Annotated in this window: 6 protein-coding genes; 1 reads left to right on the top strand and 5 read right to left on the bottom strand. The window is 33.4% G+C overall.

The window, feature by feature from the left end; all coding sequences use genetic code 11:
* Positions 1–1,005: 1,005 nt before the first annotated feature.
* The 4 genes from BPMYX0001_RS26140 to BPMYX0001_RS26125 all read right to left on the bottom strand — a co-directional run bounded on the left by BPMYX0001_RS26140 (position 1,006) and on the right by BPMYX0001_RS26125 (position 4,740).
* A complete protein-coding gene (locus BPMYX0001_RS26140) occupies positions 1,006–1,455 on the bottom strand; it encodes a DUF6376 family protein (RefSeq protein ID WP_033799414.1) in 450 nt (149 codons plus the stop codon).
* Positions 1,456–1,549: 94 nt separating this feature from the next.
* Positions 1,550–1,870, bottom strand: coding sequence for a magnetosome magnetite crystal formation protein family (locus tag BPMYX0001_RS26135; RefSeq protein WP_006097190.1), 321 nt, complete (start codon positions 1,868–1,870; stop codon positions 1,550–1,552).
* Positions 1,871–2,115: 245 nt separating this feature from the next.
* Positions 2,116–3,057 (bottom strand): hypothetical protein, encoded by a 942-nt coding sequence (locus BPMYX0001_RS26130; RefSeq protein WP_006097189.1) that lies wholly within the window; start codon positions 3,055–3,057, stop codon positions 2,116–2,118.
* Positions 3,058–3,825: 768 nt separating this feature from the next.
* Entirely contained in the window at positions 3,826–4,740 is a 915-nt protein-coding gene (locus tag BPMYX0001_RS26125; RefSeq protein WP_006097187.1) for an alpha/beta hydrolase, read from the bottom strand.
* Between the two features lie 573 nt (positions 4,741–5,313).
* On the opposite strand from BPMYX0001_RS26125, the gene BPMYX0001_RS26120 reads away from it, so the two are divergent.
* Positions 5,314–5,721, top strand: coding sequence for a nitrous oxide-stimulated promoter family protein (locus BPMYX0001_RS26120; protein ID WP_006097186.1), 408 nt, complete (start codon positions 5,314–5,316; stop codon positions 5,719–5,721).
* A 271-nt stretch (positions 5,722–5,992) separates the two neighbouring features.
* On the opposite strand, the gene BPMYX0001_RS33395 is transcribed toward BPMYX0001_RS26120, so the two are convergent.
* The coding region (locus BPMYX0001_RS33395) for an MFS transporter (protein ID WP_167535690.1) at positions 5,993–6,296 on the bottom strand (304 nt) is incomplete at its 5' end.

The raw sequence follows: 6,296 nt of genomic DNA, 5'->3' as shown, positions 1-6,296 counted from the left end.
GAATGATCTGCACATCAATTCATTCTTGATATACAGATCATTCGTATGATATTTATATATATAATTGCAATTGCGGAATAATGAACTTACATTACTGCTTTTAAAAGCTCTCCTACTAACGGGATGATTCCGCCTAAAAATTTTAAAACTGCCATTGCGATTGCCATATTATTCCCTCCTCTTTTTTTGTATAGTAAGATAATGAACTTACATTACTGCTTTTAAAAGCTCTCCTACTAATGGGATGATTCCACCTAAAAATTTTAGAACTGCCATTGCGATTGCCATATTATTTCCTCCTCTTATTTTGTATAGTAAGATGTTGTAAATCTTTATACCTTTATTATAGTAAGCGCTTACATATATATCAATACATTTTAATATGCAATATTACATAAGCTAGTTTTATTGCTATAAAGGGTCACTATACATGCCCATCAAGCTAATATTTTAAAGTATCCTCAAAACGAAAATTTTATCTCTTTATAGTTATGGAATTCAGTTCGTTTTTCTCGTTTTGGGGAACAAAAAATTTCTTAACTTGATGGCAATGTGACGGGATCCCTTATTACAGAAATGAGGAAAAGGAGACAAGTTCTCGTATTTATCATGGCTTCGACAACCTTCAGGTGTTGTTTCTGTTAAAAATTTTCACAAGATTATGGATCGAATAGAGTTTATCCAAAAATTAAATCTGTACCGTCAATATTTTCATGTAAATAAGTGGTCCCTTGGCTTGTCTGAGGGATTTTTTTTGGGTGTAACTTGTTTTCTTAAGTTGATAGGCGTGTATGGTGCCTCCTAATAGAAGAAACTTATCCAAAGTGGAAAAATAGAGAAATAACAGGTGTCAAATTTATGGAGCTACTTCAACTGAAGAAAAATACTTTTTATAAAATAATGAAGGAATATGAAGAAGCAAAATAACAACTAATCTATAAAAAATAAGAGCCGAATTTTTCTTAGAGTAGAAAATTCGGCTCTTATTATGGGGCGGTACCCTATTTACTGACCTAAATTTTGAATCTTATCTTTTAATTTTTGAACTTGTTGAATTGTCTGCATAAGCTCCGAGTTTTTGAATTGATCTACATCCATTTTCCCTTCTTCTACCTTCTTCATAGTTGTATCAATTAATTCATTTAACTTTTCATTATATCCAACAATTTGCTGATGAATATCCTTTGCTACATCAGGAGGTGTCAATTCATTAAAAGCTGGAATATCCTTTTGAATTTCTCTCAGTCTAGTTTCTAATTCTTTGCGGGCGGCACTATCGTTGATTGCTTTTCCTGCTAATCCCGGCGCTTCATTTGCAAACGTACTCACTTCATTAACATAATCTATTGCCTTTTGAGCATAGTCAATTGAATTCTTACCTTCTTTAATCATAGAACATCCTGTTAAACCAATTACCATCATAAGCAAGAATAACCAAGCTTTTTTTATCGTCATTTCTTTATCTCCCCTCAATTCGTACAAATCCACCTTAAAAAAGAAGATTTAAGCATTCGCTCTTCTTTAGAAATATAAGTTTAGTCTTTATAGACTAAGCTTCTTTTAACACCTTAATACCTTTTACTATATTCCAAATGAAATAGTAAATACTCAAGATAAAAGCAATAGCAAAAGTTCCGATTAATAATGCAATTCCAATTGCATTTTCACTTAATGTACTAAATCCAACTACTCCAGATATAGCAAGACCAATGATGACTGTTACACAGGGAATTAGATGTGTCCATAATGCTTTTTTTGCATGATATTTCACTTCTTCTTCTGCTACAAAGTAAATAATAATTGGTACTAGAATTGGTGCAAAAAAGATACTAATGTAACTTAAAGAAGATAAGATATTATTTCCTTTCATGACTTTCACCTCTTAAAAATTATTATGATTTCTTATATTTTTATTATTACATTGAAATAGTATATGAACTATCTAATAACCTTACATCAAGATGACAGTTTTGTAAGATATTATAAGTGAAAATATAAAAAGAGCCCTTATATATATAGGACTCTTTTATGAAAATGAACCAATATGTTTTGAAAGTGAAAAAATAGGAAAATAGGTCAAATAATAAAAAGCTAGCAAAATGCTAGCTTTTTTTATTATTTCGAAGTAAGAGCAACTAAAACATCTACTGGATAATTAACTGCTTCTTTTGCTTGTAATTTATAATAAGGTTGTTTACCAAGCAATTTTAAAACTTGATTTGTAGGATCATTATTTTCCCAATTAGACATCCAACTTTGTAATCCTGCACCTGGAGCAACTGAATAGTTAGCTACTTGTTGATATAATGCAGTTCTATATTGATCATATGCATAATCAGGTTTTGGATTAAAATCAAATGTTTTCGTAACTGTCTCTTCTGAATTTAATGTAATACCATAACCGAAACTTGCAGTTAATGATTGATTTACTTTTGCAATACCTTCAAGACCTACTTCCATCCCAATTGTATAAGATAATCCCACAGTTACATTATGAGACATTCCGCTTGTAACGGATTTACTCCAATGATAACCTGAATTTTTATCTATTACATTTGAATCAATTAATTTCCAGCTCATTTTTTTCTTTAATTTAGTATCAGCTAAAGCTGGATTAGTTTTAGGAATTGCAATTGAGTACAATACTTCTCCTTTATTTGCTGTTTTACTATATGATTCTCCATCTTGAAGCCAAGTACCATCGGCTTTTAAAATTTTGTAATCCTTATATCTAATTACATTGTTAATAGTCACTGCATTTTCATTAGCCACTACATCTACATAAACATAATCAATTAAAGCACCATCTTCTGTAGATACATGCCACTCTTTAGGGAATTCTTCATAAGGACCTGTAGGAATATAAGGAAGCTGTGTACCATTTGCTGCAACTTGCTCTGCTGTCATAGGTGCTTTTGGCCCTTGTGAATCTACTACTATTGGTAGACTTCCTACTTTTGTAGAAGTATCAGTAGCTGCAGAAGAAAATCCTGGTGCTACAAATAAAGCTGAACTTAACACAAATGCTGCGGGAATTATTTTTTTCATACGTTTCATACTATCTCTCCTCTTCCTTCATTATTTCTACAAGATTACAAAAGATGAAATTATACTGTACATTGCTTATACTTTTACTGTGAAATAATATCACTTTTGCTATGTAGAAACTTAGAATGCTATTTTTATAAATATGATACCTTTGTGATTCTAGATGATTTCTACACCATGCTAAAAAACTGAGTATTTAGATAATTAACCAAACATGATGTTACAGACAATTTTTCTGCACTTTTATTAGTCTGATTTTCTCCTCTCTTAGTGGTCATACCAATTACACCTTTATTAAAACATTAAATTTTTAATGCGTAAATAATAGAATTTTGTCGATTATATTCAACTATTCAACTATTGCGTATTAGTGCGAGTAGAAATATTATACTTCTAAAATCACTGTTTAATTTCATTTAAGTAATTGCAATAGTTACAACTTAATATATCCGGTAAAAATATAACTATTTTAATTTTTTTAAAAAATTAAAATAGAATTTAAATGTTGTTAATATAATTTAATCACGTTTTGCATATCAGCTCCCTTTATTTGGATATGTAAAATTACATAAAAATATAGGTATATATTGTCTATGAAACCGTCTTAGCGTACGAAATTTTCGTTTTGTTGATGCTACCCCATCGCTATCAAGATAACAAAACAAAATTCCCCTAAAGTAAAAAAATACGCTATTCTTTTTGTAGAAATATACAAAAAGAATAGCGTATTTTTTTGCTTTAAGGCGTTATCTCATTCCTTAATTTAATAAATAGTACCTACCTGACAATAGATGCAACATCCTCAATCGCTTTCTTACCAGCTGGACTGATACCAGCCAATTGAAAGAATCCGTGGTTTACTCCGAGGTACCGACGGCATTGTACTTTCACGCCTGCTTCTAGTAAACGGCGATACAACATCTCACCTTCATCGACAAGAGGATCAAATTCTGCTGTTAAAATGTGAGTTTCCGGAAGATCGGTAAAATCTTCTCGATATAATGGACTAGCTTCTGGATGATTGGGAGGTAGATTAGATAAGTAGGCCTCAAAACCACTAAGCAGCATATCTCGGGTAATCACATAATCGTCTCCATATTTTTTATAACTGTTGCTTGAACCGTTCGCGTCCAGCATTGGATAAATAAGAATTTGTCGCTGCGGAAGCCACTTGCCTTCCACTTTAAGTCGAAGGCAAGTAACTAGAGTAAGATGTCCGCCTGCACTGTCACCTGCAAGAGTAATGTTGTCTGGATTTCCACCCCAAGCCGAAGCATACTCACGGACAATATATGTAGCTTTAACCGCATCGTCGTGTGCGGCTGGATAAACGTGTTCCGGTGCCAATCGGTAACCGACGGCAATAACGAGGGATTTGCTCAAGTTAGCTAACCGACGCATTTGACGATCATGAGTTTCGAAATCGCCGCTGACAAAACAGCCACCGTGATAATAAATCAGAATAGGAAGATTGAGTTGATTCGACGATTTGTATATACGAAGCGGTAAACCGTCAATTGTTTGATCAACAATATTCCATACAGGCACGGCTTCTCCGGCAAGATCAATTGTATTCAAATATCCTCGTCGACGTTCATGAAAGCTCTGCTGTCTTGCTGAAGGTCGACCAGCCTCTATGAATTGAGTGACCAAGGTCCGGATGCCAGGTTCCAAATCATTTAAGTTTATCATATGTGATGCCTCCTACTTTTTAGGTACATCTTCATTATTCTTGAGAGTTTAAAGTATGTCTAGTGAGTAGCCTCTGGTCTCTTACATATCTAGAATTTTTCCATACTTTTAGAGAGTCAAGTAGATTCCTTATTTAAAAAGCGAAAAATCTATGTTGCTACTGTTGTCTATGACAGTTCATTTTTTCGTTTTGGGGATACTTCAAAATACTAGCTTGATGGGCATGGGGTAGCACCAACAGAACGCGGATTCCGTACGCTAAGGCTGAATTACTTGATATAACAGTAAGCATCAAACTGTCCCCACCTACCAATAGAATCAGTTCCATGTCAAAATCTCCTTACGTACAAGACGGAAAAGAGATTTTGACATGGCTAAAATAGATCAATCAATAGCGTGGAAGAATCGAGTGGACGCTTGTCGTTCCAGTGGTTTAAGCATCCGAAGCTCGTAAGAAAAAGAAAGATGTTTATTTAAGTCTTAATGCGTTCGCTTTTACTGTTGGTTATGATTGGTAGGGACATTCTCCATTAATAATTCGTAGGAAAGAGATAAACATTAGAAAAACTGTCAATGAAAATTCATGTAAATCCTCTAAAAAAGTCTTACAATCAAAGCAGAGAGACTTTGGAACGGGAGGCACTAGCCATGAATCGAATTGAACGTGAAGAGAAAACAATTAGCATTATGATTGATATGTATTGTAAAAACGAACATGAACAAGATACTATATGTGAAGAATGTCAGAAGTTAAAAGAGTATGCTTATTTTCGTTTATCAAAATGTCCATTTCAAGAGAAGAAGCCAGCATGTCAAAATTGCAAAATTCATTGTTATAAACCAGATATGAAAGATTTCGTTAAGGATGTTATGAAGAAGAGCGGACCGAAAATGATTTTAAAACATCCATATTTCGCGGTCATGCATGTTGTTGACACAATGAAGAAGGCTCCTGACTTACCGAAAAGAAAAAAGAGCTAAAAGAAAGATGGTCAAAAACCAGTTCCGAAACTCATTACCAAAAACAAAGTCCCGTAACAAGCATTAAATATCGTTTATGGAACTTTCTTAACGTATGGTAAAACCAAGTTTTTGAACTTAGGAATTCCTTAGCGTACGAAATTCGCGAAATGTTGGCGAGACCCCATCGCTATCAAGCCAATAAAACAAAATACCCCCTAAAATGAAAAAATACGCTATTCTTTCTGTAGAATCATAGGAAAGGATGACGTTTTTTTCGTAAACTAAAAAGTTATTTTAATGTCTTTTTTACAAACAAAATAAAAATTAACAGACTAATAAACCCAGATACAGCACAAACCAAAAATAACATTTGATATCCCATGAGTTGTGAAACAAACCCTAGAATAATAGACCCTAAACCAATCCCTAAATCAAAAGCAGTAAAAAATGTAGCGTTCGCTACTCCCCTTTTCTCTGGTGGAGCTAATCGTATCATTGCTACTTGAAGAGCAGGTTGTGCTGATCCGAATCCAACTCCGTACAAAATAGCTGTAATTACTAGTCCAACAAATCCTTTGGTCATTATTAGGACG

The organism is Bacillus pseudomycoides DSM 12442, assembly GCF_000161455.1.
In the GTDB taxonomy this organism is placed as follows: Bacteria; Bacillota; Bacilli; order Bacillales; family Bacillaceae_G; genus Bacillus_A; species Bacillus_A pseudomycoides.
This window is presented reverse-complemented; position numbering and strand designations above follow the sequence as displayed.

Bases quoted from the DNA above. Each gene is read 5' to 3' on its own strand.
- BPMYX0001_RS26135 (WP_006097190.1), bottom strand. From the start codon at position 1,870: ATGAAAGGAAATAATATCTTATCTTCTTTAAGTTACATTAGTATCTTT.
- BPMYX0001_RS26120 (WP_006097186.1), top strand. From the start codon at position 5,314: ATGAAAATTCATGTAAATCCTCTAAAAAAGTCTTACAATCAAAGCAGA.
- BPMYX0001_RS26140 (WP_033799414.1), bottom strand. From the start codon at position 1,455: ATGACGATAAAAAAAGCTTGGTTATTCTTGCTTATGATGGTAATTGGT.
- BPMYX0001_RS26125 (WP_006097187.1), bottom strand. From the start codon at position 4,740: ATGATAAACTTAAATGATTTGGAACCTGGCATCCGGACCTTGGTCACT.
- BPMYX0001_RS26130 (WP_006097189.1), bottom strand. From the start codon at position 3,057: ATGAAACGTATGAAAAAAATAATTCCCGCAGCATTTGTGTTAAGTTCA.